Source organism: Pantoea sp. ME81, assembly GCF_903970985.1.
Lineage (GTDB): Bacteria > Pseudomonadota > Gammaproteobacteria > Enterobacterales > Enterobacteriaceae > Pantoea > Pantoea communis.
Genome location: NZ_CAJCKS010000341.1, coordinates 1 through 1,619, shown reverse-complemented (window position 1 = coordinate 1,619; position 1,619 = coordinate 1). Strand labels below are relative to the sequence as shown.

Sequence of the window (1,619 nt, the reverse complement as noted above, 5' to 3'; positions counted from 1 at the left end):
TTCACGATATTGCATGGTGGTACTCCTCGTTGATATGACCCTGATGGGTCAGTGCTGGTATGAGTTAGTGTTTAGTAGTGAATATGGGTGGACAGACAAAGGCTAAAAAAGCGGGATTCTGAATTTAACAACGTGTACTGATGAACTGGCGGGTCAGGATTCTGGCCTAAACTCAGGTAGTCTGTTTATTTAATTCAGGAGTCTTCAATGACGCAGGAACTCAGCAAATCACCTGTCCCCGATACTGCCGAGCATGGTGCTTTCTTCCCTTCATCATTTTCCCGTGACCAGTTCACCAGCCCGGTTTCCGATCTCAGCGATGCAGAGTATGAAAATCCCTACACCGGTAACGGAAAGGTACTGGTTATCTGTGCGGACGAGCGATACCTCCCGCTTGAAAACGACACGCTCTTTTCAACCGGTAATCATCCAGTCGAGACATTGTTGCCGATGTATCATCTGCATCAGGCGGGTTTTAATTTCGATGTGGCCACAATTTCAGGCCAGATGGCGAAGTTCGAATACTGGGCTATGCCGGAGAAAGACGAGGCCGTGGTGGGCTTTTACAACCGATGCGTGCCTCAGTTCCGCAGCCCTCTTAAACTGGATGACATAGTTAAATCGCTGACTCCCCACAGCGACTATGTGGCAGTGTTTATACCCGGTGGTCACGGTGCCTTAATCGGTCTGCCAGAGAATGAAGCCGTGGCGCAGGTGATTCGCTGGACCCTTCAGAATGATCGGCATCTGATTTCCATCTGCCATGGCCCGGCGGCTTTCATTGCGCTGGATAAAGGGGATAACCCGTTAAAGGGCTATGAAATCTGTGCATTTCCTGATTCTGCTGACAGGCAGACGCCAGATATGGGTTACATGCCGGGGCATTTAACCTGGTATTTTGGTGAGAAGCTTAAAGACATGGGTATCAAGCTGATTAACGACGACATCAGGGGTACCGTGAATCAGGACCGCAATGTTCTTACCGGGGACAGTCCGTTTGCTGCGAACGCGTTGGGCAAACTTGCTGCAAGAGAATTACTTAGAAAATACAGATAATTGTAAATAAGAGGAATATGGCTGCTCTAAATGATTTGACTCAGAGCAGCCATATTTTTACCAGTGTCATGCATTATTTTTCTCTTTCATTACACCTCATTCTTAAAATCTACTGCGCACTTCTATACCGGCTTACGAAAACATCGGACATTTTTTCTTAATTGGTTTAGCAGTACCAAAGCACTTACGGCGTGCATCACGAATTCGCTTCAATTCATATTCACTCGCGTTGCTATGGTATTGCGTGATGTGAGAGTGGGGAACGCGTGGGTCAAAACATCGACAGCATACTGGACATATCACTGTGTGCTTCTTCATAACACCTCCTCGAACAAAAGAGATCGTACCGGATGATGCGATCTCGTTTGTTGCAAGGTAGGTGGGTTTTGCCTCTTCGGGATCTCGCGCCAATGCACTCCTCCCGCCCGACAGTATGCTGTGCCGTTCAGCTGCAGGTTGATAATGAACTAAAAGTACGAGATTGGTCAATACTAAAAGTCTCTTTCATGGGATGAAATCCATCTTAAGGGACCATCTATTTGAAACTATTGAGAATAAATTTG

The 1,619-nt window shown here is 46.9% G+C and carries 1 protein-coding gene; it reads left to right on the top strand.

What is annotated here, in order from left to right; translation table 11 throughout:
• Nucleotides 1-207: 207 nt before the first annotated feature.
• Nucleotides 208-1,056: a glyoxalase III HchA gene (gene hchA, locus H7A81_RS27170; RefSeq protein WP_182059325.1), complete on the top strand. Its 849-nt coding sequence runs from the start codon at nt 208-210 to the stop codon at nt 1,054-1,056.
• The last annotated feature ends 563 nt before the right edge of the window (nt 1,057-1,619 follow it).

What these genes read in the sequence shown, in the direction of transcription:
- hchA (WP_182059325.1), top strand. Translation starts at nt 208, where the DNA reads ATGACGCAGGAACTCAGCAAATCACCTGTCCCCGATACTGCCGAGCAT.